Source organism: Rhizobium sp. NFR03 (assembly GCF_900111275.1).
Taxonomy (GTDB): domain Bacteria; phylum Pseudomonadota; class Alphaproteobacteria; order Rhizobiales; family Rhizobiaceae; genus Ferranicluibacter.
In genome coordinates this window covers 29,099-54,014 of sequence record NZ_FOGR01000004.1, presented here as the reverse complement: position 1 = coordinate 54,014, position 24,916 = coordinate 29,099, and the positions used below count along the sequence as shown (strand labels likewise).

Sequence of the window (24,916 nt, the reverse complement as noted above, 5' to 3'; positions counted from 1 at the left end):
TTTGCCGGTCGGCTTCTCCGGATACGGCACTCCTCCGTCAAAGACCGGTCCGCCTCTCCTCCAGAAGCGGGCCGTCTCATGGTTCAAGCCGCTCTCAGCTCGCAGCCCGTAGTTCTGCTTTCTCGGCCCTCAACTCCTCGATGGAGCGTACTTCGCGGCGGGCCACGCCCTTCCAGTCGCGGGTCTTCACCGTGGCATGCTTCAGGCGCTCGCGGGCTGCCGAAACGGCATGGGCATATTGCGGCAGCCATTCGGCCTGGGCGACGACCATCTCGTCTACCATCTGCCAGACCTCGTCCGGCGTGCAGATCGCGCCGACCAGCGGGTCGTGCAATACGGCGAGCTTCAGGAGATCGATGTCGCCGGAGATCGCGGCATGGACGGACATGCGCTGAACATTGATGGAAGCGATGCAGGTCGCTGCGCAGGCTTCGGGCAGGGTGATGCCGGCGACCATGTTGATGCCGAAGCGATCGACGAAGCCGGGCGATTCGATGATGGCGTCGGCCGGAAGGTTTGTGATGACGCCATTGTTCTTCACATTGAAGTGGCCGCGATAGACTCTTCCGGTTTCCAGGGCTTCGAGAATATGGCTTGCATGTTCGTTGGACCGCTTTGCCGGGTCGAGCGGCTTGCCGGCGCTTTCCAGGAACTGCGGAAACTCGGTTTCGAACCAATTGCGCGTTTCAGTGGAATAGCGAAGATAGCCACCGGTCTCCCCATGGATCCAGTCCGACATATCGATCCAGCGGGTGATTTCCTCCGGCCGCTTGCGATACCAGGGCAGGTACTCCGAAAGGTGGCCATTGCTCTCGGTGGAGTAGACGCCGAAGCGCTTGAGGACATCAATGCGCAGTTTTTCCTGCTGCGAGAACACCGGATGCGCCTCGAAGGCAGCAATCAGTTCGTCTTTGCCGATCTTGCGGCCTCTGAGACGGACATCCGTAAACCAGGTCTGGTGGTTGATGCCTGAGCAGATGAAGTCGAGTTCGCCGTCTTTTGCACCGAGGATCTCGGCGATCTGCTCGCCGCCATGCTGGACGCCGTGGCAAAGGCCGATCGTATCGACCTTGCCATACTCGATCGCCGCCCAGGTGTTCATGGCCATGGGGTTGGCATAGTTCAGAAACTTCGCGCCGGGTTCGGCCAGCTCGCGGATGTCCTTGCAGAAATCGAGGATGACAGGAATGTTGCGCTGTCCATAGAGGATGCCGCCTGCGCAGATGGTATCGCCGACGCACTGATCGACGCCGTACTTCAGGGGAATACGGATATCGTCTGCGTAAGCGCCGAGCCCTCCGACGCGAACGCAGCTGATGACATAGCGTGCGCCTTCGATGGCTTTTCGGCGATCCGTCGTCGCCGTCACCTTTGTGGGAAGCCGGTTGGCTTCCACGATGCGGTCGAGGATCGTCTTGATCATCGTGAGGTTCTGCTCGCTGAGATCCGTCAGCGCGACCTCCACCTCGGCAAATTCCGGTACGGACAGAATGTCCGTGAAAAGCTTCTTGGTGAAGCCCACGCTGCCTGCGCCGATGATGGCGATCTTGAAACTGCTCATGGCGGTGAATGTCCTCCGAATGGCTCTTGTCGTTCAGCCGGGTAAAATCGCGCGGTGCAAGCGATGCGTGAGGCCATTGCGGCTCCGCATTCGCTCGGCATCCAGTGCTCTGTACTTCTCCAGCTATTGCTCCCTTGGACGGCATTATGCGTATAATGCCGAGGTGTGGTAGAGAGGGATTGTGCTTTCATGGGTAATTCTATGCTGCGGCGGCTGATGGAAAACGGCCCCTGCATGAAGACCGTCTCTCTACCGCGTGGGCGTCATCGGTTGCACACAATGCCGACAAGCACAGGCTATGAGATCCGTGAAAAACCCAACTATGACTGGGATGGACGCAAGCGGGGGCAGACGCCGTTCACGGTTCTGCAACATACGATCTCCGGGGCCGGCAATCTGCGCTACGAGGGGCGTGCCTATCGCGTGCTGCCGGGGGAAACTCTGCTGGTCACGGTGCCGGACAATCACCGCTACTGGCTGGAGCCCGGCGGCCGGTGGGAGTTCTTCTGGATCTCCATGAATGGCGAGGAAGCCATGCGGCTGCACCGGGCCATCCTCTCCGCCAATGGACCGATCCTCTCCCTCCAGCCTGAAACGATCGAGCATCTGGCCGATTGCAGCTACCGGCTGATCCATGGGGATGTAGAGATGCCGGGCCGGGCCTCGGCGATTGCCTATGAAGCGGCGATGGCGCTCTACGACGATGTGTTCGGAGCGCATCCTGTGTTCGGACAGGAATATCGGACCATGCAGCATGTCCTGACCCATATCGCCGACAATCTGGAGAAGCCGCTGCGGGTCGAGGACCTCGCCCGCGTATCGGGCCTCAGTCGCGCGCATTTCTCCCGCGTCTTCAGCGCCACGGAGGGTATGCCGCCGGCCGAATTCGTCCTGCGCAAGCGACTGCAACGCGCTGCAAAGCTGCTGACGCAAGCTGCCAACCTCTCGGTGAAAGAGATCTCGCTGATGTCAGGCTTCGAGGAGCCGAATTATTTCGCGAAGGTTTTCCGCCGGCATTTCGGTGCGAGCCCGACGGAGTTTCGAACAACAGGAATGTATGCGAGTGTCGGCGAGCCCCGCCGGCTGTCCGAGAAGAGCGGCTGAACGTCCACGAGGAGAGAACATAGAATCCTTGCAAATCTCTTACGTATGGAGAGCCGAGGCATGTGAGGACTGCATACGTCACCTGAGGCTTTCGCGCTGGTGGGTGTTGCAGTGCACGCGTATAAAGATCCCAACAAAGCGGAAGAGACGAAACAAGGGTTTCGCCAGCGCTGGAGACCTTGGAAAGGGGATCATCATGAACGTAGCACGCTCTTTCAATAACTGGCGCAAGTATCGTCAGACGGTGACCGAACTCGGCCGCATGTCCACACGCGAACTCAACGACCTCGGCATCTCCCGTTCCGAGATCACCAGCGTCGCACGCGCTGCCATCCGCTAAGGTTGGCATCAGGCTTTCCGCGTAAGCGGAATGGCACTGAGACATCAAAGACGAACGGCTTCACGCCCGCCATTGCTGCGGGCGTTTTGCGTTCCGAGCGTCTTCAGGAGGCCGCCAGGAATGCTCCTCACACATTATGCGGCGCGATCTGCGCTACGATGAGGTTCGACAGCGCATCGACAAGAGCCGCATCCGCGCCACGTCTCTGCACGAGCACGAACTCCACATCCGCAAGCGGCGGCAAACGATCTGCGGTAACCTCGCGAAGGCCACTGGGCGCCATGCTCCGTGGCTGGACCAGAAACCCCATACCGGCGCGTGCCGCTGCGGTGAGCCCGCTCAGGCTGCCGCAGGTGCACACGATCCGCCATGGCATGTGTGCCGCGTCAAGCGCCTCCTGCGCGATTCGGCGCGTGATGGACGGTGGTGGAAACGTGATGAGGGGGACGGCGTTTCGACGCGACAACAGGAGATCGGGATCCTGCGCAAGCCAGACGAGCGGTTCCCGATAAAGCAGCCGCCCGTGTCTTTCCCCGATGTGCCGCTTGGCCAGCACCAGATCGAGATCTCCCGCATCCTGCATCTGGTTGAGAACGGCGCTGAGGGCGACGGTCATTTCGAGATCCACCAGTGGGTAGAGCCGGATGAAGTTTGCAAGGATCGCGGTCAGGCGGCTGGCCACCACGTCCTCCGACACGCCGAGCCTCAGCCGCCCGCGCAACCGGTTCTCGCCAAAAAGTGCTGCGACTTTACCATTGAGGTCGAGCATGCCGCGCGCGTGACCGAGGAGCGCTTCTCCCTCTGCCGTAAGGCGCACCTGATGCGTATCGCGAAAGACGAGCTGCCGGCCGAGCGACCTCTCCAGACGCTGTATGTGTTGCGTGACTGTGGACTGACCGATGCCAAGACGAGCAGCCGTCTCCGTGAAGCTGCCGGTTTGCTGGAGCATGACGAAACTTGCGAGATGGTTGAGGTTGAGCACGGTTATCACGTTTCGCAATGGCTGTTAGTGTTTGCATCTTAAAGCATGATAAGCGATGACGTCGCTGAAATTCAATGCAAAGCTTGTCCCAAAGACGAGCAAACGGATCGTCCCCATGCGCCGCTACCTGCCCGATACCTTCACCGTTCTCCTCGTCTGCACCGTCATTCTCGCGTCGCTGCTGCCGATCCATGGTGAGTATGCCGAGGTGTTCGACATCGCGACAGATATTGCGATCGGGCTCCTGTTCTTTCTCCATGGTGCGCGTCTTTCGCGTGATACCGTGGTAGCCGGTGCGCTGCATTGGCGGCTGCACCTGACAATTCTGCTGACGACGTTTTGTATCTTCCCGCTTCTGGGCCTTGCAATCGGCCTCATTCCGACATCGTTGCTCGCGGCGCCGCTCTATACAGGCATCCTCTTTCTCTGCGTCTTGCCCTCAACGGTTCAATCATCGATCGCCTTCACATCGATGGCAGGCGGCAACGTGCCAGCAGCCATCGTTGCTGCGTCCGGATCGAACATCTTCGGCATGTTCCTGACGCCGCTGTTGACCGGCCTCGTCATGTCCACGACGGGCGGCGGCGGGTTCTCCTGGGATGCGTTGCAGAGCATTCTTCTGCAACTCATGCTGCCCTTCGTCATCGGGCAGATCCTGCAGCCCTGGATCGGAAACTGGATCCGCTCGCGCAAGAAACTCCTGATGCCGGTCGATCGTGGATCCATCTTGATGGTTGTCTACCTTGCCTTCTCCGAAGCCGTGATGGAGGGGCTGTGGCACACCTTCTCGCTCAGTGATATCGCCGCCGTCATCGTGGTCGATATGGTGCTTCTGGCAACCGTCATCTGCATCACCATGTTCGGCAGCCGCCTTCTGGGCTTCTCCAAGGAAGACGAAATCACCATCACTTTCTGCGGGTCGAAAAAATCGCTCGCCAGCGGTGTCCCCATGGCCAATGCCATCTTCGGCAACGCCTCGTCTTCCGTGGGTGCCATCGTGTTGCCGCTGATGCTGTTCCATCAGATCCAGCTCATGGCGTGCGCCGTTATCGCGCAGAAATACGCCAGCCGGCTGAAGAAGACGGTCGAGGAAAAGCCGCTCGCTGCCTGAGGCGGCCGCGAAAGGGTGTCTTCATCGCTGGTGGGGCTCGGGTTCGAGCCTGCACTGTCGAATGCGTCCTTCTCCATAAACCTTCGCTTAAAATTCGCACACTATGTTGCCCCCATTCGTTGTTACGTACAGCTTGAGGCATCTTGTGAAACACATTCCGATCATTGGAAAATTTCTGAGCTTGATGGGCGTTTTCGCGCTCTTCTCCTTGGGGGTCGCTTTCTACTCCGGCGATCGGATCATGAAAACGAATGACGCCTATACTGCGCTGCTGACCGAGCAATCAAAAGCGGCGACGGAGCTGGCTCTTGCCAACCAGGCCTTTCAGACCGCTCGGGCTGCAGCGGGTAGCATGATGCTCGTCCCCAGCCAGGCGGCGAAGGCAAGTGCTTCGGCAGAGCTTGAGGCCGCCAAGACGCAATTCGCTGCCGAGATGGATGCCGCACATGCTGCAGCGCCTGAGAACGCCCGTATCTACGAGCTGAAGTCCAGAGGGCTTACGATCCTTAACGAAGCCTGCGGCAACGCCTTCACGCGGGGCAACGCAGCTCGCAGCGCGCCGGATCGTCTGAGTGCGCAGGGCGCATTCCTCCGCGAGTGCGAGATGCAGTTCGCTCCCATGAGCCAGGCCATGGCGCAGGAAACCAGCGAGCTTCTCGCCATCGCCAATAGGGAGAGCGACGTACTGACGGCTTCATCGATCCACACCTACTGGGTAACGATTGCTTTGGTTGTCGCGGGGACGCTGACCGTCATACTCGGCGCGTTCTTCGCCATCCGCGCATGGCTTGTCCGGCCGATCGATGCGCTGGGTGACGTTATGCAGCGGCTTGCCACCGGCGACCTCGACGCCGACGTGATCGGTACCGATCGCCGGGACGAGGTCGGCGGCATGGCCCGTGCCGTCGAAGTTTTCAAGGAAAACGGTCTGAAAGCGCGTGCGCTGGAAGCGGACGCCGTCGAGCAGCGATCGCTGAGCGAAGGCGAGCGCCGCCGCCAGATCGAGCTAGATCAACAGCGTGCCGAAGCCATGGCGCAGGCGACGAGCGGCCTTGCCAAGGGGTTGACGCATCTGGCTTCCGGCGACCTGAGCTTCCAGCTGGACGAGCGCTTTGCCGATGACTTCGAAAGCCTGCGCACCGACTTCAACCGGGCTGTCGAGCAGTTGCGCGATACGCTGGGTGCCGTTGCCGACGCCACAGGCTCCATCGATAGCGGTTCGCGTGAGATCAGCCAGAGCGCCGACGACCTTTCGCGCCGGACCGAACAGCAGGCCGCGTCGCTTGAGGAAACAGCTGCAGCCCTCGATCAGATCACGGCCAATGTTTCCAATGCCTCCAAGCGCGCCGAAGAGGCGCGCACCCTTGCCGTGCAGGCCAATGACAGCGCCCGCCAGTCCGGCGTCGTCGTGACCAGCGCGGTCGATGCGATGAGCAAGATCGAGCAATCCTCCAATCAGATATCCTCCATCATCGGCGTCATCGACGAGATCGCCTTCCAGACGAACCTGCTGGCGTTGAATGCCGGCGTGGAAGCTGCTCGCGCCGGTGAAGCCGGCAAGGGCTTCGCCGTCGTGGCGCAGGAAGTGCGCGAACTTGCACAGCGCTCCGCCAAAGCTGCCAAGGAAATCAAGGATCTGATCCGCAACTCCTCAGGCGAGGTGCAAAGCGGTGTCCAGCTCGTCAGCCAGACCGGTGAAGCGCTGAAGACGATCGAAAATTATATCGTCACGATCAACCAGCACATGGATGCCATTGCGACCTCGTCACGCGAACAATCGGTCGGTCTTGCCGAAGTGAATACGGCCGTCAACCAGATGGATCAGGTGACGCAGCAAAATGCGGCGATGGTAGAAGAAGCCAATGCGGCTGGCGCCACACTGGCCACGGAAGCCGCGCGTCTGAAGGATCTGGTCGCTCGCTTCCAGTTCGGCAGCGCATCCGCAGGAAGCTACGCTCCTGCCTACGTGTCGTCAGCGCCGTCGCAACCGGTGCCTCGCGTCAAGACACCAAGCCGTCCTGCGCTTGCCTCAGTCACGCGCGCCGTTCCCGTTGCGTCTCCCGCACGGAAAATGGCGAATACGCTTGCGCGCGCTTTCTCCGGTGGATCCGCCAGTGCCACGCCGGCCGCGGCACAGGACAATTGGGAAGAGTTCTGAGCCGTAGCTCAATCTCGAAGCTTGAAACGGCCCTCGGCAAAAAACCGGGGGCCGCTTTTTATGAGGATGCTTCCGCCGGCTTCATGGCGAGAACAAGTGTCGGCCAGAATTCCGAGATGGTGGGATGAATCGGTACGGCCCACCTCAAGTCGTCGTAACGGCCGCCGACATTCATCATGTCGAGAACGCCATGAATGGCCTCGTCACCGCCCGTGCCGAGAATGGCGGCGCCGAGTATTTCGCGGGTGTCCGCATCCGCAATGATCTTCATCAGGCCCTGCGTCTCTCCCTTCTCCACGGCTCGTCCAACGCGTGTCATTGGCAGACGACCGACAAGAATACGTCTGCCGGAGGCGAGAGCCTCTCGTTCGTTCATTCCGACGCGACCGAGAGGCGGGTCAGTGTAGAGCGCATAGGCGGGCAGGCGGTCGGACACTCTGCGCATTTCGCCATCCAGCAGGTTCGCCGCAACGATTTCGAAATCATTGTAGGCCGTGTGGGTGAAAGCGCCGCGGCCATTGCAGTCGCCCATGGCCCAGATGCCGGGCGCGGTGGTGGCGAGTGCGTCATCGACAACGATGTAGCCGCGCTCATCCTTCGCGACGCCCGCAAGGTCGAGCCCGAGATCGCCGGTATTCGGCGTGCGGCCCGTGGCGAGCAGGATGTCGGAACCACGAATATCAGGCTCACCTTCCGCGCAACTCACACCGACAATGACATCATCACCATCGCGCGAAAAGCGGATGCACTCCGCCGCTGTTCGAACCACGATGCCTTCGCCCTCCAGCACGGTCCGGATCGCGTCGGAAATTTCAGCATCTTCCCGTGCGACAAGTCGAGGGCTCTTCTCGACGACGGTGACCTCTGCTCCGAAACGGCGATACATCTGCGCGAATTCCAGCCCGATATAGCTGCCCCCGACGACGACGAGGTGTTTCGGCACGTGCTCGAACATGACGATATCGCTATTTGTCATATAGGGAACGTCATGGATGCCGGGGAAATCCGGTATGGCGGCGCGGCCACCGACATTGATGAAGATCTGCGGGGCGGACAGGCGCTCGTCGCCGACGCGCACCGTGTTGCGATTCTCGAACCGAGCGTGACCGCGGATCAAAGTGCAGTTCTCCAATCCCTCGAGCCACCGCTCGTTGCTGTGGCGGCTGTCGAGCGTGATGTTGTGTGAGCGGCGGAAGACGGATGGCATATCGATCGTCACGCCGCCGCCGATGACAACGCCGAAGTCGGCAGCCCGTCGGGCGATATGTGCTGCGTGGGCGCTGGCGACGAGTGCCTTTGTCGGCTTGCAGCCGGTATTCACGCAGGTTCCCCCGACATGCTTCCGCTCGATGATGGCGACGGTGCGACCCGCGGCGGACAAGCGAGCGGCAAGCGACGGGCCGGCCTGGCCCGCGCCGATGATGATGGCGTCGAACGTCCTCATGCGGGGATCGGCATGGAGGCTGAGACGGGCAGGGCAGTCATGACGAGAAACGCCCCGATGATGGCGATGGCGTCCTCGACGAAGGCCGCCGGCGGATCGCGTCCGAAGCTTGCCGCGAGACGAGCGCGGAAAGCTGCGCCGCCAAGCGTGCCCGCGACCGCGCCTAAGAGGCCGGCGACAAGGCAGATCAGCCAGCCGCCGGAGGGCGTTCCGATAGCAGCACCGCAGAAGGCTCCAACGATGATGCGGGTGGCGAATTGCACCGGCACCTTGCGGCTCGGCGTCGCCGGCAACTGGTCGGTGACGTATTCGCCGAGCGCGAGGAGCGTGAGGATCCCCGCCGCCCAGATCGAGCCCATGAACGATGCCCAGGAGCCGGAGAGATCGATCCAGCCGAGTGTAGCTGCCCAGGCGATGGCGGCTGGTGCGGTCATGGCGCGCAGCCCGGCGATAACGCCGATCAGGAATGCGAGAAGCAAGAGCATGAAACCTCCAGGGCCGGACCGGCGGCCTCAATGCAATCACAGACTGACATTGTTCACAAGAGCGCCGCATCTTCGGGCAATTTTCTGCGTCGGCGGCGTCCCTCGTTTTCTGCATAGCTGCACTGCAACATTGCCTCTCGTGGATGCAGCCATGGTGAAGTACATATCATTCCAACGAAGCGATGCACCTCCTCCCGCGTCCCTTCGTGTTTCGAACGCTCCCCTCCTCCTCCCAGGATCGTTCGAAGGAATGGCGACATCCTCCTCCCAGTCGCCGTTCGGTTCTTATCGGAAAGCCTGCCGCACCTCCTCCCGCGGCAGGCTTTTTCGTTTTGAGCCAGTCGGTTGCTGCCGTAGCCAGATGCTGGGAAGCACTACAAACCGAAATCGAGTTGAGGCTCGTCACCCGAATCTGAGCTTGCCCCTGCGCTCGTGAGGGACGAGAGCGTGACGCCGAGAAGGCGCACGGGCCGACGAAAGGGATGGACCGTCGCCAGTAACTGATCGGCGACAGCGAGGATATCTTCGATACGGCCGAAATTTGAAGGAAGCGTTCTCGCACGCGTCGCCTGCGTGAAATCGGCATACTTGATCTTCACCGTTACTGTTTTGCCGGAGATGTCGTGCGCCTCGCAGTAGCGCCAGACCTTCTCTGCCAGAGGACGCAGTTCGCCTTCCGCTCGAGTGAGATCGGAAATATCCTCGCTGAAGGTATCCTCCGCGCCAACGGATTTTCGAATGCGGTCCGGCCGTACGCGCCGTTCGTCGATACCCCGCGCAATGCCATGGAAATACGCGCCCGATTTGCCGAAATGCTGCTGGAGATAGGCAAGCGGCTTCATTTTGAGGTCGAGGCCCGTCTCGATGCCGTGCTTCTTCATCCGTTCGGCAGTGGCAGGGCCGACACCGTGAAACTTCTTTACCGGCAAGGCTTCAACGAAGGCGGGGCCGTTCTTCGGCGTGATGACGAACTGCCCGTTGGGTTTGCGCTGATCGGACGCCATCTTGGCGAGGAACTTGTTGTAGCTGATGCCGGCCGAGGCCGTGAGACCTGTCGCCGCAAAGATCCGGGCGCGGATTTCGGCGGCGATTTCGGTTGCGATCTCCATGCCCTTGAGGTTTTCCGTCACGTCGAGATAGGCCTCGTCCAGCGACAGAGGTTCGATCAGAGGTGTGTAATCCGCAAAGATCTCCCGGATCTGCTGCGACACCGAGCGGTAAACCTCGAAGCGAGGCTTGACGAAAATGAGGTCGGGGCATTTGCGTTTGGCTGTGACCGACGCCATGGCCGAATGCACGCCGAAAACCCTTGCCTCGTAGCTGGCCGCCGCTACCACGCCCCGTGCGGCCGATCCGCCAACGGCGACCGGCTTGCCACGAAGCTCCGGATTGTCCCGCTGTTCGACCGAGGCATAGAATGCATCCATATCGACATGGATAATCTTGCGGACGGGGACATCATATGGCTCCGTGTTTTCCGCAGGTATCGTTTCGGGAGCGGGTGAGGCCAGCGCTTCTGCGAGATCCGCCGCCTCGCGAGCCGCGGCTTCGTCAGGCGGTATCGACGTACCCGACTGCACGGACTAGCTCCACATGCCGCGCATGCGGGCGGCCACATCGATGCGGATTTCCCGCGCGCTGCGTTCCGACGCCGAGGCAGATACGAGCGGCCAGGTTGCGCTCTCGAAGAACTGCAGCAGCGTTGCGGGAATGAAGCGGGTGCGCGCGGCGTAGACATGCCGATCGCCTTGCGGGTTCTGTCCGTGGGTAAAGAAGCGCTGTGGCGTGATCAGCGACAAGCTGTCTTTCGCTCGCGTCATGCCAACATAGAGCAGACGTCGCTCTTCCTCGATTTCCTGTGTCGTCCCGGTTCCCAGATCGGACGGGATGCAGCCATCGACGACATTGAGCATGAAGACCGACCGCCACTCCTGCCCTTTTGCGGAGTGGATGGTTGAAAGGATAAGATAATCCTCGTCCAGGAGAGGCACGCCGGCCTGATCGCTCGTAGCGTCCGGTGGATCGAGTGTCAGTTCGGTGAGGAAGCGTTCTCGCGAGGCATAGCCGGTGGCGATCTGCTCCAGTTGAACGAGGTCGGCTTTGCGTGTTTCAGCATCCTCGTGGATGCGATCGAGATGCGGCTCGTACCACATGCGCGCAAGCCCGATCTCCGCCGGCCAACCTGGGCCGGATTTGCGTAAGCTTTCCAGCAAGGTGACGAAGTGGCTCCAGTCGTCCCCGGCACGGGGCGGGGCAGGGATCTCGCCGAGGGCTGCAAGAGGCTCTGGATCGGCGGCGATCGCGTCAAGGATTTTGCCCGCCGTCTGCGGCCCGACGCCCGGCAGCATTTGCAGCAGCCGGAAGCCTGCTACCCGGTCACGCGGGTTCTGCGCGAACCGGAGTACGGCCAGCATGTCCTTCACATGCGCACTGTCGAGAAATTTCAGCCCTCCGAACTTCACGAAGGGAATATTCCGTCGCGTCAACTCGACTTCCAGCGGGCCGCTGTGGTTGGATGAGCGAAAAAGCACGGCCTGCTGCTTTAGCGTCACGCCGGTCTCGCGGTTTGCCAGAACCTGCTCGACGATGAAGGCGGCCTGATCCGCCTCATCCTTCACCGTCACAAGCTTCGGCCGCTCGGCCGACTGACGCTCCGTCCAGAGGTTTTTGGTGAACCGCTCCCGCGCAAGATCGATGACACCATTGGCCGCGGCGAGAATGGTCTGGGTCGAGCGGTAGTTGCGGTCAAGCGTGATCACGTCCGCTGCCGGGCTGAAGGAGCCGGGGAAATCGAGGATGTTGCGAACGGTCGCTGCACGGAAGGCGTAGATCGACTGAGCGTCGTCGCCAACCACCGTCAGACCGCGGCCGCCGGGCTTCAGCGCCATCAGCACCGAGGCCTGGAGCCGGTTCGTGTCCTGATACTCGTCCACCATGACGTGATCGAAGCGGTCCCCGATATCCTGCGCAAGACCGGGGTCGGACACCATCTGCGCCCAATAGAGCAGGAGATCATCGTAATCGAGCACGTTCTGGACCTGCTTGGCGGCGACATAGGCTGCGAAAAGGCTTTTCAGCTGTGCCTCCCACCCGGCAACCCATGGGAAATGCAGGCGCAAAACCTCGGATAGCGGCGTTTGCGCGTTCACCACCCGGGAATAGATGGACAGACAGGTGCCTTTGGTCGGGAACCGGCTTTCCATTTTGGAGAAGCCGAGTTCGTGACGCACGAGGTTCATGAGGTCGGCGCTGTCTTCCCGATCGTGGATCGTGAAGTCGATATCGAGGCCGATTTGCTCGGCGTAAATACGCAGAAGCCGCGCGCCGATGCCGTGAAACGTGCCGGACCAGGCAAGCGCATCGGTGAGAACGCCGGCATTCGCGCCGAGCACCTTTCTGCAGATCCGCTCGACCCGCCGTGCCATCTCCGACGCCGCCCGCCGGGAAAAGGTCAGAAGAAGGATACGCCGGGGATCGGCACCGTGAACGATGAGGTGGGCAACGCGGTGCGCGAGCGTATTGGTCTTGCCCGATCCCGCTCCGGCGATGATCAGCAACGGACCTGCGACCGTGTCGGTGGATGTGCTTCCGGAAACGATGCCATGCTCGACGGCCTGGCGCTGCCGCTCGTTCAACGTGTCCAGATAGGCTACCGCCGCCATGCCGTCTTCCCCGTTATGCCCGCATGCTCCGGAGCCACACACAGAATCGCCGCGCCGGCAGCTTTGGAACAAATAACGAACATATCAGTCGGTGAAAAGCTTGAACAGAGCTGTTGCGCTCCCGCGAGCCATGTACGTGGAGATCGCGACCTTCTCAGCATGGGCTGGTCGGAACGTTTCCGCAGCGTTACATCGTTAAAGGCCTCACGGCGTTATCCTAAACGTGAGCTTTGAGGAATCGCGGCGGGGAGCTGCGACGAAGATGTAATGGGAGGTTTTCTTGCTGAAGAATATTCATCCGGCGCTAAGCGCCGACGTGCTTCACGCGCTCCGCTCCATGGGCCATGGCGATACGCTCGTTATCTCGGACACGAACTTTCCGACTGATAGCGTTGGGCGACAGACGGTCATCGGGCGACCGCTGGCGATGGCCAATCTCAGCGCGCCGCAGGCTATCGCCGCGATCTTGTCGGTTCTGCCGCTGGACACGCCACTGCAGAACTCCGCTGGCCGCATGGAAGTGATGGGCGCACCGGACGAACAGCCGGATGTGCAGCGCGAAGTTCAGGCGGAGATCGACCGTGCGGAGGGCAAATCCTGCCCGATGTACGGAATCGAGCGATTCGCCTTCTACGATCTGGCGAAGAAAGCCTATTGCGTCATCTCGACAGGGGAAACCCGCTTTTACGGCTGCTTCCTGTTCACCAAAGGCGTGATCCCGCCGACGGGCGCCTAGAGCATTTCCAGCCGAAGCGGGATCGCTTCGGCGTCGGACAATGCGGAGAAAACAAGAGGATAGAGCGCGCGGATTCTACGCCGCGTGGTGGCTTTGATACGTGGCACTGACCTTACGAGCTGGATCGCATAAAGAGCCGCTGCTGCGGCTTGACAAAGTTTCTCCAACATCTTCAATTGGCAGGATGTCAGACCAATTCTTTGTTTGCGGAGCCATGTCATGAGTGCGCCGTCCCGCGCCCCAACACGCATAGAGCCGCTGCCGCCGATGAACCGGGCGCAGCAGGTGGAGACGGCGCTTGCGCAATATGTGGAGCATGCGGGCCTGAAGGCGGGCGACCGGTTGCCGGCAGAGCGCGAGTTGATGCTGGCGCTCAGCGTTGGCCGCTCGACCATTCGCGAGGCGATCGGCAAGTTTCAGGCGCTGGGCGTGGTCGAAAGCCGGAAGGGAAGCGGCAACTATCTGCTGAAGCCGATCTCAGCCGGTACGGTTCATATGCCGTTGTCGTTCGAGTCCGCCGGGCTTCGCGACGCGTTGCTGATGACGCTCGAAGTTCGTCGCGGTATCGAGGTGGAAGCCTCCATGGCCGCTGCGCGACGTCGGACAGATGCGGACTTGCAGATCATCGAGGCACGCCTCGACGAGATGGAGACGGTGCATCTTGCCGAGGGTACATCGGGCAAGGCCGATCTCGCTTTTCACCTCTCGATCTACGACGCCACCCACAACCCGCTTTTCCGGCAGTTGCTCGAACAGATGCGCGGAGGTTTCGAGCGGTTCTGGTCGAAACCGTTCGACCGCCCGGATTTCGCCTCGCGCTCCTTCCCCTTCCACCGGACGCTCTTCAATGCGATCGCCGCAGGCGACGCGGAGGCTGCGCGCAGGGAAACACTGAAGATCCTCGCCATCGTCGAGGAAGATATCAAGGACATGTCAAAATGACCCCAGGCCACGATCTCTTCGATCCTGCCTCGCTGATCGTCGCCCATGACGAAACACATGCCTTCGAGGCCGTCGTGCCGCCGATCGTCCAGACGTCGCTTTTTACGTTTTCGAGCTATGACGAGATGGTCGCGACCTATCGCGGTGAGCGTAGCCGGCCGGTTTACACCCGCGGCCTGAACCCGACCGTTCGCCTGTTCGAGGAAATGCTGGCAAAGCTCGAAGGTGCGGAAGATGCGCTCGGTTTTGCAAGCGGCATGGCTGCGATCTCCTCGACAATGTTATCTTTCGTCGAACCCGGCGACCGGATCGTTGCCGTCCGCCATCTCTATCCCGATGCGTTTCGTCTGTTCGGCACCTTCTTCAAGCGCATGAACATCTCTGTTACCTATGTCGACGGCCGCGATGAGGCTGCGGTCGAGGCCGCCATGCCGGGAGCCAAGCTCTTCTACATGGAAAGCCCGACGAGCTGGGTGATGGAAGCGCATGATGTCGGCGCGCTTGCCACCATCGCCCGCCGCCATGGCGCGATATCCGTTATCGACAATTCCTGGGCGAGCCCGATCTTCCAGCAGCCGCTTTCGCTCGGTTGCGATCTCGTGCTGCATTCCGCATCGAAGTATCTTGGCGGCCATAGCGATGTCGTCGCCGGTGTCGTGGCGGGCCCGAAAGCGCTGATCGACCGCATCCGCGGCGAGGCCTATCCCTATCTGGGCGGCAAGCTTTCTCCGTTCGACGCGTGGTTGATCGTGCGGGGGCTGCGCACCTTGCCCATCCGCATGAAGCAGCATCAGGCATCCGCGCTGGAGATCGCGACGCGTCTTCAGGCAATGGATGCCGTGGAGACCGTGTGCCATCCGGGACTGGCCAACCGTCTGCCGCCCGGGCTGAACGGCACATCCGGCCTCTTCTCCTTCATCTTCCGCGAGGGTGTCGATGTCAGGGCCTTTGCCGATCGGCTGCGGCTCTTCAAGCTCGGCGTTTCCTGGGGCGGGCACGAAAGCCTGATCGTCCCCGGCGAAGTCGTGCTGGAGCAGAAGGCACAACCGAATTCCGCACACACCTTCGGCATCAGTGCCCGTTCCGTCCGCCTGCATGTGGGGCTGGAGGGAACCGAAGCGCTGTGGGCCGATCTGGAGCCCGCCATCCATGCCGCGACATCGACCGCTGCGGCCTGAGACTGATATTCAATTAAAAAAAGGGAGAACAGCATGAAACGCCTGATCGCAGCCACACTCTTTACCGCCCTCATGGCCGGCACGGCTTTGGCCGATACAACCCTGAAGCTCGTCGAGGTCATCACCAGCCCCGAGCGCACGGAAACGCTGAAAAGCATCGTTTCCAAGTTCGAAAGCGCCAATCCGGGAACGAAGGTCGAGATCGTCTCGCTGCCCTGGAGCGATGCCTTCCAGAAGTTCGCGACCATGGTATCGGCCGGCGATGTGCCTGATGTCATCGAGATGCCGGACACATGGCTGTCGCTCTATGCGAATAACGGCATGCTGGAGAGCCTGGAGCCCTACTTGAAGGAGTGGGAATACACCAAGGACCTCAGCGCACGCACGCTGGAACTCGGCCGTGACGTCAAGGACACGGCCTATATGCTGCCCTACGGCTTTTATCTCCGGGCGATGTTCTACAACAAGAAGCTGCTTGAGCAGGCCGGCGTGACCGAGCCGCCGAAGACGCTGGAAGACTTCGCCGAGGCGTCCAAGAAGGTCTCGGCCATTCCCGGCAAGTACGGCTACTGCCTGCGCGGCGGCCCGGGCGGGTTGAACGGCTGGGTCATGTTCGGCGCCAGCATGGCTGGCTCCAACAGCTTCTTCAATGAAGACGGCACCTCGACCTTCGACAGCCCCGGCTGGGTCAAGGGCCTGACCTATGTGGTCGATCTCTACAAGAACGGATACGCCCCGAAGGACAGCGTTAACTGGGGCTTCAACGAGATCGTCGCCGGTTTCTATTCCGGCACCTGCGCCTTCCTTGATCAGGATCCCGACGCCCTGATCGCCATCGCGCAGCGCATGAAGGCCGAGGATTTCGGCGTCATGACCATGCCCAAGGGCCCGGATGGCAAGACCTTCCCGACCATCGGTTTTGCCGGCTGGTCGATGATGGCGTCCTCCGCCAACAAGGACCTCTCCTGGAAGCTCATCTCGACGCTCGAAGGGCCGGAAGGCAATATCGAGTGGAACAAGAAGACGGGCGCTCTGCCGGCTCTGACGACCGCTGAAAAAGATCCCTTCTACCAGAGCGAACAGTTCAAGGGCTGGTTTGCGGAGCTTGCCGACACGAACGCCGTGCCGACGACCATGCCGACCTATCTTGAGGAATTCGCCTTCTTCAAGGACTCGCTGGTCATCAAGACCTCGCAGGAAGCCCTGCTCGGCGATATCACGCCGGAAGAGCTTGCCAAGCAGTGGGCGGACTACATGACGAAGGCGCAGAAGAAGTTCCTCGCGTCGAAGTAACCTTCCGTCGAGAAGCCCGGCGCGCCCTCCGAGCGCGCGCCGGTTGCCGCCTTCACGACAGCACCGACCGACAGGTGACGAGACCATGACCTTTTCCATGACCGGCAGCCGGTCACGCCCGCGCAAGCCTTTCGCACGCCGGCTCGCCGATGCCGTCGAGCCATGGCTCTATACGGCACCTGTGCTCGTGCTCATCATCGCCGTCATGCTGGTCCCGCTCGTGCTCGGGCTTTCCTACGCCTTTCGCGATATCCAGCTCCTCAATCCCTTCTCCGGCGGCTTCGTCGGGCTCGATCATTTCCGCGAACTTTCGCAAGATACGGCATTCTATCGGGCGCTGCGCAACACGCTCTGGTGGACCGGCGCGTCCGTCTTCCTCCAGTTCTTCTTCGGCCTCATCCTGGCTCTGCTTCTTGACAAGCCGTTTGCAGGGCGCGGCCTTGCACAGGCGCTGGTCTTCCTGCCCTGGGCCGTTCCCACCTTCCTTGCCGGGCTCAACTGGGCATGGATGTTCAATCCCGTTATCGGCCCTTTGCCGCACTGGATGGTCTCCCTCGGTATCATGTCTGCGCCGAACAACATCCTTGCCGATCCGCAGCTTGCGATGTGGGGGCCGATTATCGCCAATGTCTGGTGGGGCATACCCTTCTTTGCGATCACGCTGCTTGCCGCTCTCCAAGCCATTCCGCGTGATCTCTACGAGGCCGCCGCCATAGACGGCGCCAATCCGTTGCAGCGCTTTACCTCGATCACCCTGCCGTTCCTCGCGCCGACCATCGCCATCACGGTCCTCCTGCGCACCGTCTGGATCGCGAATTTTGCCGACCTCATCATCGTCATGACCAATGGTGGCCCTGCTGACCGTACGCAGATCGTCGCCAGCTACATCTTCACGCAGGCCTTCAAGCGGCTCGATTTCGGCTACGCCTCTGCCATCGCTCTGGTCCTGCTCGTGTTGCTGCTCGCATACTCCATGGTGATCGTGGTCATCCGCCAGCGCCTGATCGAGAAGGATTGAGCATGGGCATCCTCCTCACCATCGCCCACCGCCTGGCCATTCTCGCTTACATCGTCTTTGCGCTGTTCCCGCTCTACTGGCTGCTCAAGGTGTCGGTCACGCCGAACGACCTGCTGTACAGCGAGGGCGTCCGCATGTGGCCGTCGCACGCGACCCTTGAGCATTATCGCTACGTCATCGAAAACAGCGCTTTTCCGATCTTTTTTCGAAACAGCCTCATCGTTGCAGGATCGACGGCCTTGGCGGTCACACTGATCTCGTCTCTTTCGGGTTATGCTCTCTCGCGCTTCGTCTTCCGGGGGAAATATGCGGTCGTGGCGTTGATGCTGATCACCCAGATGTTTCCGCTGGTGATGCTGGTCGCGCCGATCTTCAAGATGCTGTCGCCGCTCGGGCTGACGAACAGTCTCACCGGCCTCATCATCGTCTACACCGCCTTCAACGTGCCGTTCGCGACCTTTCTCATGCAATCCTTCTTCGATGGCATTCCGAGAGACCTGGAAGATGCCGCGATGATCGACGGGGCAAGCCGGTTCACGGCCTTCCGCCAGATCATCCTGCCGCTGACGCTGCCCGGCATCGCCGCCACGCTCGGCTTCGTCTTTACGGCCGCATGGAGCGAGCTGCTCTTCGCGCTCATGCTGATTTCCGGCAACGACAGCGCGACGTTCCCGGTCGGACTTCTCACCTTCGTCTCGAAATTCTCCGTTGATTTCGGGCAGATGATGGCGGCGGGCGTCATGGCGCTGGTGCCGGCCTGCCTCTTCTTCCTCCTGATCCAGCGGTATCTCGTGCAGGGCCTGACGGCCGGCGCGGTGAAAGGGTAACCCATGGCCTCCATCGAAATGCGCGATATCGTCAAGATCTATGGAGACCACCCGGTCCTCCACGGCGTCGATTTGTCGATCGAGGACGGTGAGTTCATCGTTCTCGTCGGCCCCTCCGGCTGCGGCAAATCCACACTGCTGCGGATGATCGCGGGACTGGAATCCATCTCGTCCGGAACGATGTCTATCGATGGCCGCGAAGTGAACGACCTCAAGCCGAGGGATCGCGACATCGCCATGGTGTTCCAATCCTACGCGCTTTATCCGCACATGACCGTTGCCGACAATATGAGCTATAGCCTGCGCCTGCGCCGTAGCCCCAAAGAGAAGATCGCCGCTGCCGTCGCTGCCGCATCCGCCAAGCTCGGCCTCGATCCCTTTCTTGCCCGTCGTCCGAAGGCGCTGTCCGGCGGCCAACGTCAACGCGTCGCCATGGGCCGCGCCATCGTGCGACAGCCAAAGGCCTTCCTTTTCGACGAACCGCTTTCCAATCTCGATGCGCGCCTGCGCGAACAGATGCGAGCCGAGATCAAGCGCATGCATGCCGAATTCGGTGCAACCTCCGTGTATGTCACGCACGACCAGATCGAGGCGATGACGCTCGCGTCGCGCATCGTTGCGATGAATGCCGGCGCGGTGCAGCAGATCGGAGCTCCCCTCGAGCTTTATGATCGGCCTGCCAATCTTTTCGTCGCCGGCTTCATCGGCTCGCCGGGCATGAACATGCTGGAAGGTACGATGGAACCTGAAAGCGGGACGAGCGCCGTCCGGCTGGTGAATGGCACGACCATTTCGCTGGGGCAGGCCGTGAACCTGCCCAAGGGAACATCCGTCACGCTCGGCATCCGTCCCGAGCACGTCGCCATCCGCCCTGCGGCCGATGGCGTTGCGGCGTCTGTCGAACTGATCGAGCCAACCGGCCTCGGCATCATCCTTCACCTCACCGTTCATGGGCTGCCGTTCAAAATTTTCAGCAGCGACCGGGCGCTTCTTGCGCCGGGCTCGGACCTCACGGTAGGCTTTCCGACGGAGCGACTGCATTTGTTCGGGCCGGATGGGCAGCGGATCGCGCTCGGCACGCTGGACGCCAGCGGTTCGACGTCCTGACGCCTTCCTCCCTCAGCGGTTCAGCTGGAAGGCTGCATGTTCTCGTCTTCGCCTTCGCCACTCGGAAACATACCTGTGCCCGGTGTCGCATCCGGATTGACGAGATCGGATTTCCCTTCGCTTCGCCGAGGTGCACCTTCCGACATGCGATCCGCGACGCCATCGGGCTCGGCGTGCCCTCCGCTTGGGGTTCGGCGCCCATGCGCCACGTCGTCTTCAGCCGACGCATCGGCATCTGCGGGATTTGCGTGCGCGACGGGTTTCGATGATGCCAGCGTGGCGGCACGGCCGTCCTGGTTTTTCGCATCTTCCAATGTGTCCGGCAGGGCGCCGCTGACGACGAGTTCCTCAAGCAGTTTCCTGGCTTGCGCGACAGCGGTTTGGCGGGTCGCTTCCTGTCCGGCAAGACGTACGGATACGACATTACCGGCATCATCGACAAACTCGACGGTCAAGCCGGCGTTATCGACCTCTGTGATCAACTGCGTTCCTACAATCATTCTTGCAAACTCCCGCGTTGTGCCATCTCCAACAGGCGAACGCGGCAATGGTTTCGGTCCCGTTGCGGACGCTTTTACGGATTGTCGCGGGTGATCGCTCTGCCAACGCGGAACTCCGCACGGCATTTCTGGTTGGAGTGCCGTGAAAAGGAGATCTCATGGATCAGAAAAGCGACCGCCGGCAGATGGCCATTTACCTCGTTGTCATTTTCGTGATCGCCTGCGTCATTGTCGGCGGTGGCGTCAGCTGGTGGAGCGCAAGCCGCGAACGGCCCACGACGGCAACGGAGACAACGCAGCCGGCAACGCCTTGATGGAGGACGAGGGAATGGACCAGCAGAAGCGGGCGCCGACGCCGTCACAAGTGCGCGGCGAGATTCAGGCGGGCAAAACAGGCGATATTCGCGAGGGCTTTGACCCGGCAGCCGCGCCGATGGAAACGGATGGCGAGGCGGCCGGCACGCCGATGACGCCGGAGAGCGCAGCGATCGCAATCGAGACGCAGCGCTCGCCTCGGCAAGAGGGACAGGAGAATTACGATACGGCCATGCGCAAGCCGGCATCGCTCGATACCAAGCCTCAGGGCGGTGTCCGCCCGTCCTTTACGCTCGGCCTGATTGCCGCCTGCGTGGTCATCGCCGCTTTGATCATCACACTCGTTGTGGTGACCGTTTAGCGACAATCTGTACACGGAGCTTATCTGGCCGCACAGGCGAGACCTTATTCTCTTTAGCGGACGCCCATCTCCGTCCGCGCGAAGAGGGGAAATGGCATCTGTACGGGGCCGCTTGAGGAAGTGGTGGTAACCTCAGCTTCGCTCGATGGCCTTCGCGGCCGCATCGAGCGCCACGGCGATCGCCTCGATGGTCTCGGCATCGACCGTCTCCTGTTTTAATCGGAGACGCAGGGCGAATTTTACATTCTCCATGGCCCGCAAGACGGGTGGCGGAATATGTCCGCGGGCGGAGGGGGAGAGCCGGGCAAGCAGAATATCGGCCATCTCACGGTTCTCTGCCAGGAATGTCTGTCCTTCCGACGTGATGCGATAAAGCTTCCTGCCTTTCTCTTCCGGCTCGATCACCGCGTAGCCCATGTCGTCGAGCCAAGCGAGGGTAGGGTAGGCGACGCCCGGGCTGGGGACGTAGCTGCCGCCCGACCTCTCCTCGACGGCTTTTATCAGCTCATAGCCATGGCTCGGACGGTCCGCGATCATGGCAAGGAGAAGCAGGCGAAATTCGCCATAGTCGAACAGGCGATGCCGCCCGCCGCGCCGCTCACCATCATGTCCACCATGTCGCGCGTGACGCTCGCCGTGATCTGCATGCTCTCCACGGCCCCCGTGGCCGTGTCGCTCGTGAGGTCCGTGCTTCCCCTCGTGGCGAGGCTCGGCAGGAGATGCAGGTAGGGATGAGGACGTCTGTTGATCATCTGTCATATCTTAGATATATCACGATATATCGGAATTTCAAATGAACGCCATGCTCTTGGTGCCTCTGAGATGTTCGAACTTCTTGCACCCATGTCTTCTGAAAGGACGCCGACCATGACCCGTCCAACGGTCACACTCAAAAAGCCGCCGCACATCGAGCGCGTACGACACGTTCTCACCCGTAGAACGCTGACTGTTTCAGCCATCGAATACGTAACGCCCGCGATGTTGCGGATCACGCTTGGTGGCGAAGACCTTGCCGGCTTCACGAGCCTTTCGCCCGATGATCATGTGAAAATACTGTTGCCGTCCGTCACAAACGAGGAGGAGCGTCGTGACTACACCCCGCGCCGTTACGATGTCCAAACCGGAAGCCTCGTGATCGACTTCGCTTTGCACGATGCAGGCCCAGCAACGCATTGGGCGGCAAATGCAAAGGTCGGCGATGAACTCCAGATCGGCGGGCCACGTGGCTCGGCTATCATATCTGCGGATGTGAAACGGTGGCTGCTGATCGGTGATGAGACGGCACTGCCGGCCATTGGCCGCCGGATCGAGGAGGCCGCTGCAGATGAGGTCATTACCAGTCTTGTGGCAATTACCGGCCCTCAAGAACGGCAAGTCTTTGAAACCAAGGCGACGCTGAACGCGCTGTGGACCTACCGCCCCTTGGCTGCTGGCAATGATGCAGCGGCACTTCTCGATCTCCTGAAGACCATTCAGATCGAGCCAAACACGTTCGTCTGGATCGCTGCGGAAGCCGCCGTCACGCGGGCCCTGCGCGCAGAGGTCGAACGGCGCGGCCTGCCTCAGGGCTGGTTGAAGGCAGCCGGTTACTGGGTCAAGGGCAAGGCGGATAGCCACGAGACATTCGCGTAGCCCTAACGAAAACAGGCCCGGCATATAAGCCGGACCTGTCTTGCATGGTCGATCAAACGTCACCTCAGACCCATTGGGTAAGGCGATCCATATCTGGCTTAAAATACGGCGAGGTACTTCAAGAGCGAGATGATGCCGATGATGATGACGATAATCTGAACAATCTGCTTCGCACGGCCGTCGATGGGCAGGCGCGCGACGAGATAGAGAACCAGAACGACGACGAGAAACGTGATCAAGATGCTGATCAGTGCAGAACTTCCCATAACCCCAACTCCTTACATTAAAGGCCTCCGGGAAATGCCTCCAGGACGCTTTACACTGACATATGGCGGTTCCTTGTGAAGTGAAGGGCGTATCCGACTGAAATCGATGGAAACTTGACGATCGGCGTCCTAGTCGCCGATGAGCCCGTCGAAGACCTCCATCATCGCCTCGGATATCGCGGTTCCCAAAGCTGCGGCAGTGGCTGCTAACGCGTCGTCGTCCATGTCACGCGCAGCAATCGCGAAAGCGGCCCCCTCGGTGGTGACGATCTCTTGGGCGCGCTGTATCGCCCAGAGCGCAAAATCGCTGCGGCTTCCGATTTCAGTGGTTTCCACGGGCTTGCTCCTGACGTTGATCTGTCATCGGGTTATAGTGATCTCAGCGAGTCTCGATAGACTCAAACGATGAGACGGGCATCTCACCGCTCTGGTGACGGCAATAGAGGCGGCCAATGGCAGTGCAGTTCGACATGTTTTCGCATGAGCCACGCGAGATATCCCGACCGCCGACACGACGCGCGCGACCGGCGGCCCTGCCGTCTGGACCCGCAGCGGAAGCGAACCTGGTCGAGCAGCTGACCGGCACGGGGCGGTACCGGATCCTGCGCAAGCTGGAGCCGCGCGACGTCATCACGTCCCTGCGGCCGGGCTTTCCCTTGCGCGGCGTCATACTCGATACGGAAACGACGGGTCTCGATCACCGGCGCAACGAGATCATCGAGATCGGCGCGATCGCCTTCACCTATAACGAGACCGGCGACATCGGGGACGTCACCGGCGTCTTCGGCGGTCTGCGTCAGCCTTCTGCGCCCATCCCCCCTGAAATCACCCGTCTGACAGGGATCACGGATGAGATGGTCGCGGGGCAGGAGATCGACGTGAGGGCTCTCGAAGCCATGATCGCACCCGCGGACCTCATCATTGCCCACAACGCAGCCTTTGATCGGCCGTTCTGCGAGACCTTTCACCCGGTCTTCGAACGCAAGGCATGGGCGTGCTCGAATGCGGAGATCGACTGGTCGGCACGTGGCTACGAGGGCACCAAGCTTGGTTATCTCATCGGTCAGGCCGGCTTCTTCCATGAAGGTCACCGCGCGGTGGACGATTGTTTCGCGCTTCTGGAAGTTCTGAACCGTGCGGTCGATGGCGCACCCACCGCGTTTGCCGAACTGCACGAAGCCAGCCAGAACAGCCGCGTCCGCATTTATGCCGAACACAGTCCGTTCGATATGAAAGACCACCTCAAGGCACGCGGCTATCGCTGGGCCGATGGTAGCGACGGACGGCCGAAATCCTGGTGGATCGAGATCGCCGAAGAGGCGGTAGACGAAGAACTACGGTTCCTGCGCAGCGAAATCTATCGCTATCCCGAGGCCGAGCCACCGATGCGCCGACTGACGGCCTTCGACCGCTTCCGTGCCTGATCCGTACCCCTTTTTCGAGTCCTGCTTCTATCGCATGGCTGCACTGCAAAGACAGCTCTGGGATATCCCGACAGGATCCGTATATTCCCAATCAACGAAGCGATGCACCTCCTCCCGCAAAGCTTCGTTCCTCAGACGCTCCTCTCCTCCTCCCAGGGACGTCTGTTCGAACATCGGCACTCCTCCTCCCAGCCAATGTTCGGTTTTTTCGGAAAGCCTGCCGCACCTCCTCCCGCGGCAGGCTTTTCCGTTTCTGGAGGTTAGCAGGGTGGATCTATGATCTGGTTCGGAGAACCTCTTGCTTCAAAAAGCACCTGGAGCTGGACGTCCACTTCGCTACAGAGCACATGACGCCAGAGTCACTTCCCGCCAGAGACGACCTTGCACCAGAGTGCCGCGCGCTCCGGAAACGAGCTTGCTTGTCTGTGATCGGGGCCTCTCCTTCCTTCCTACACAGCCAATACGACCTG

The 24,916-nt window shown here is 60.9% G+C and carries 26 protein-coding genes; 15 read left to right on the top strand and 11 right to left on the bottom strand.

Annotation, left to right across the window (positions count from 1 at the left end):
- Positions 1-94: 94 nt before the first annotated feature.
- Positions 95-1,561, bottom strand: coding sequence for an alpha-glucosidase/alpha-galactosidase (locus tag BSG19_RS13485; protein WP_092988560.1), 1,467 nt, complete (start codon positions 1,559-1,561; stop codon positions 95-97).
- A gap of 189 nt (positions 1,562-1,750) precedes the next feature.
- Here BSG19_RS13485 and BSG19_RS13480 point away from each other — a divergent pair, with 189 nt between their 5' ends.
- Both BSG19_RS13480 and BSG19_RS13475 read left to right on the top strand, forming a co-directional pair.
- Positions 1,751-2,665: an AraC family transcriptional regulator gene (locus tag BSG19_RS13480; RefSeq protein WP_092988559.1), complete on the top strand. Its 915-nt coding sequence runs from the start codon at positions 1,751-1,753 to the stop codon at positions 2,663-2,665.
- A 196-nt stretch (positions 2,666-2,861) separates the two neighbouring features.
- Positions 2,862-3,005: a DUF1127 domain-containing protein gene (locus BSG19_RS13475; RefSeq protein WP_082475727.1), complete on the top strand. Its 144-nt coding sequence runs from the start codon at positions 2,862-2,864 to the stop codon at positions 3,003-3,005.
- A gap of 127 nt (positions 3,006-3,132) precedes the next feature.
- Here BSG19_RS13475 and BSG19_RS13470 read toward each other — a convergent pair whose 3' ends face one another.
- Positions 3,133-3,987 (bottom strand): LysR substrate-binding domain-containing protein, encoded by an 855-nt coding sequence (locus tag BSG19_RS13470; protein ID WP_092988558.1) that lies wholly within the window; start codon positions 3,985-3,987, stop codon positions 3,133-3,135.
- 115 nt (positions 3,988-4,102) lie between these two features.
- Here BSG19_RS13470 and BSG19_RS13465 point away from each other — a divergent pair, with 115 nt between their 5' ends.
- Complete coding sequence (locus tag BSG19_RS13465; RefSeq protein ID WP_092989057.1) at positions 4,103-5,098, top strand: bile acid:sodium symporter family protein; 996 nt, start codon at positions 4,103-4,105, stop codon at positions 5,096-5,098.
- Positions 5,099-5,339: 241 nt separating this feature from the next.
- Positions 5,340-7,256 carry a methyl-accepting chemotaxis protein gene (locus BSG19_RS13460; RefSeq protein WP_244529248.1) on the top strand — a complete coding sequence of 639 codons (1,917 nt, stop codon included), beginning with the start codon at positions 5,340-5,342 and terminating at the stop codon, positions 7,254-7,256.
- Positions 7,257-7,314: 58 nt separating this feature from the next.
- Here the strand turns inward: BSG19_RS13460 and BSG19_RS13455 are convergent, their stop codons facing one another.
- The 4 genes from BSG19_RS13455 to BSG19_RS13440 form a co-directional block, all read right to left on the bottom strand.
- Complete coding sequence (locus BSG19_RS13455) at positions 7,315-8,700, bottom strand: FAD-containing oxidoreductase (RefSeq protein WP_092988556.1); 1,386 nt, start codon at positions 8,698-8,700, stop codon at positions 7,315-7,317.
- The gene (locus BSG19_RS13450) at positions 8,697-9,185 is read right to left on the bottom strand and encodes a DUF4126 family protein (RefSeq protein WP_092988555.1); all 489 of its coding nucleotides are present in this window, start codon (positions 9,183-9,185) and stop codon (positions 8,697-8,699) included. The genes BSG19_RS13455 and BSG19_RS13450 overlap by 4 nt, the downstream gene beginning before the upstream one ends.
- 374 nt (positions 9,186-9,559) lie before the next feature.
- The gene (gene dinB, locus BSG19_RS13445; protein ID WP_092989056.1) at positions 9,560-10,612 is read right to left on the bottom strand and encodes a DNA polymerase IV; all 1,053 of its coding nucleotides are present in this window, start codon (positions 10,610-10,612) and stop codon (positions 9,560-9,562) included.
- Between the two features lie 156 nt (positions 10,613-10,768).
- Positions 10,769-12,847 carry an ATP-dependent helicase gene (locus tag BSG19_RS13440; protein WP_092988554.1) on the bottom strand — a complete coding sequence of 693 codons (2,079 nt, stop codon included), beginning with the start codon at positions 12,845-12,847 and terminating at the stop codon, positions 10,769-10,771.
- Between the two features lie 280 nt (positions 12,848-13,127).
- On the opposite strand from BSG19_RS13440, the gene BSG19_RS13435 reads away from it, so the two are divergent.
- The 7 genes from BSG19_RS13435 to ugpC all read left to right on the top strand — a co-directional run bounded on the left by BSG19_RS13435 (position 13,128) and on the right by ugpC (position 19,948).
- The gene (locus BSG19_RS13435) at positions 13,128-13,583 is read left to right on the top strand and encodes an RbsD/FucU family protein (protein WP_092988553.1); all 456 of its coding nucleotides are present in this window, start codon (positions 13,128-13,130) and stop codon (positions 13,581-13,583) included.
- Positions 13,584-13,802: 219 nt separating this feature from the next.
- Positions 13,803-14,525: a FadR/GntR family transcriptional regulator gene (locus BSG19_RS13425; RefSeq protein ID WP_092988551.1), complete on the top strand. Its 723-nt coding sequence runs from the start codon at positions 13,803-13,805 to the stop codon at positions 14,523-14,525.
- On the top strand, positions 14,522-15,703 hold the full coding sequence (locus BSG19_RS13420) for a PLP-dependent transferase (protein ID WP_092988550.1): 1,182 nt from the start codon (positions 14,522-14,524) through the stop codon (positions 15,701-15,703). Before BSG19_RS13425 ends, BSG19_RS13420 begins: the two co-directional genes overlap by 4 nt.
- Positions 15,704-15,736: 33 nt before the next feature.
- Positions 15,737-16,996 carry an ABC transporter substrate-binding protein gene (locus BSG19_RS13415; protein ID WP_092988549.1) on the top strand — a complete coding sequence of 420 codons (1,260 nt, stop codon included), beginning with the start codon at positions 15,737-15,739 and terminating at the stop codon, positions 16,994-16,996.
- Positions 16,997-17,081: 85 nt separating this feature from the next.
- Positions 17,082-18,014 carry a carbohydrate ABC transporter permease gene (locus tag BSG19_RS13410; protein ID WP_092988548.1) on the top strand — a complete coding sequence of 311 codons (933 nt, stop codon included), beginning with the start codon at positions 17,082-17,084 and terminating at the stop codon, positions 18,012-18,014.
- A complete protein-coding gene (locus tag BSG19_RS13405; RefSeq protein WP_170865970.1) occupies positions 18,011-18,841 on the top strand; it encodes a carbohydrate ABC transporter permease in 831 nt (276 codons plus the stop codon). Before BSG19_RS13410 ends, BSG19_RS13405 begins: the two co-directional genes overlap by 4 nt.
- A gap of 3 nt (positions 18,842-18,844) precedes the next feature.
- On the top strand, positions 18,845-19,948 hold the full coding sequence (gene ugpC / locus BSG19_RS13400) for an ABC transporter ATP-binding protein (RefSeq protein ID WP_092988546.1): 1,104 nt from the start codon (positions 18,845-18,847) through the stop codon (positions 19,946-19,948).
- 20 nt (positions 19,949-19,968) lie between these two features.
- Here ugpC and BSG19_RS13395 read toward each other — a convergent pair whose 3' ends face one another.
- On the bottom strand, positions 19,969-20,448 hold the full coding sequence (locus BSG19_RS13395; RefSeq protein WP_092988545.1) for a hypothetical protein: 480 nt from the start codon (positions 20,446-20,448) through the stop codon (positions 19,969-19,971).
- A gap of 158 nt (positions 20,449-20,606) precedes the next feature.
- Here BSG19_RS13395 and BSG19_RS26090 point away from each other — a divergent pair, with 158 nt between their 5' ends.
- Together BSG19_RS26090 and BSG19_RS13390 are read left to right on the top strand one after the other, a co-directional pair.
- Complete coding sequence (locus BSG19_RS26090) at positions 20,607-20,762, top strand: hypothetical protein (RefSeq protein WP_170865969.1); 156 nt, start codon at positions 20,607-20,609, stop codon at positions 20,760-20,762.
- Between the two features lie 14 nt (positions 20,763-20,776).
- A complete protein-coding gene (locus tag BSG19_RS13390; RefSeq protein ID WP_092989055.1) occupies positions 20,777-21,124 on the top strand; it encodes a hypothetical protein in 348 nt (115 codons plus the stop codon).
- Between the two features lie 132 nt (positions 21,125-21,256).
- Here the strand turns inward: BSG19_RS13390 and BSG19_RS26360 are convergent, their stop codons facing one another.
- Both BSG19_RS26360 and BSG19_RS26355 read right to left on the bottom strand, forming a co-directional pair.
- Positions 21,257-21,661, bottom strand: coding sequence for a PadR family transcriptional regulator (locus BSG19_RS26360; protein WP_244529247.1), 405 nt, complete (start codon positions 21,659-21,661; stop codon positions 21,257-21,259).
- Positions 21,658-21,876, bottom strand: a complete 219-nt coding sequence (locus BSG19_RS26355) for a hypothetical protein (protein ID WP_244529246.1) — start codon at positions 21,874-21,876, stop codon at positions 21,658-21,660. Before BSG19_RS26355 ends, BSG19_RS26360 begins: the two co-directional genes overlap by 4 nt.
- A 115-nt stretch (positions 21,877-21,991) precedes the next feature.
- Between BSG19_RS26355 and BSG19_RS13380 the strand changes: the two genes are divergently transcribed.
- Positions 21,992-22,756 (top strand): siderophore-interacting protein, encoded by a 765-nt coding sequence (locus BSG19_RS13380; RefSeq protein WP_244529275.1) that lies wholly within the window; start codon positions 21,992-21,994, stop codon positions 22,754-22,756.
- A gap of 98 nt (positions 22,757-22,854) precedes the next feature.
- On the opposite strand, the gene BSG19_RS13375 is transcribed toward BSG19_RS13380, so the two are convergent.
- Both BSG19_RS13375 and BSG19_RS13370 read right to left on the bottom strand, forming a co-directional pair.
- A complete protein-coding gene (locus BSG19_RS13375) occupies positions 22,855-23,022 on the bottom strand; it encodes a Thivi_2564 family membrane protein (RefSeq protein WP_092936807.1) in 168 nt (55 codons plus the stop codon).
- Between the two features lie 129 nt (positions 23,023-23,151).
- On the bottom strand, positions 23,152-23,358 hold the full coding sequence (locus tag BSG19_RS13370; protein WP_092988543.1) for a hypothetical protein: 207 nt from the start codon (positions 23,356-23,358) through the stop codon (positions 23,152-23,154).
- 116 nt (positions 23,359-23,474) lie between these two features.
- Between BSG19_RS13370 and BSG19_RS13365 the strand changes: the two genes are divergently transcribed.
- Positions 23,475-24,446: a 3'-5' exonuclease gene (locus BSG19_RS13365; protein ID WP_092988542.1), complete on the top strand. Its 972-nt coding sequence runs from the start codon at positions 23,475-23,477 to the stop codon at positions 24,444-24,446.
- The last annotated feature ends 470 nt before the right edge of the window (positions 24,447-24,916 follow it).